The sequence below is a fragment of the Pelomicrobium sp. G1 genome, from assembly GCF_051905455.1.
Taxonomy (GTDB): Bacteria; Pseudomonadota; Gammaproteobacteria; order Burkholderiales; family UBA6910; genus Pelomicrobium.
In genome coordinates, this window is sequence record NZ_JBQACR010000306.1 from 1 (window position 1) to 283 (window position 283).

General features: G+C 74.9%; 1 pseudogene. It reads right to left on the bottom strand.

Annotation, left to right across the window (positions count from 1 at the left end):
• Positions 1-283: pseudogene (locus ACTFO6_RS18620) on the bottom strand (hypothetical protein); the annotation flags it as partial.

Sequence of the window (283 nt, forward strand, 5' to 3'; positions counted from 1 at the left end):
CACGGTCGCGACTCGGGCGGGATCGAGCCGGGCCCACGCCTCTAGCGCGGCGAGGAACGCCCGGCTCCCGGGGCTCACGGCGTAGACGCGGGGGTCCCAGTCGGGAAGGACCCCGGGGGGCGCGGGGGCGCCATTTTGGACCGTCTCGCGCCCCTCGAGGTCCTCGACGGTTCGCCCCGGCGCTGCCGCATTGATCGGGCTTGTAGGATGCGCTTCGGCGCACCGCTCGGGTGCCCCTGCCGGGGGCGGGGGCGTTTCGTGCCGCTTATCGACACCTTCCCCC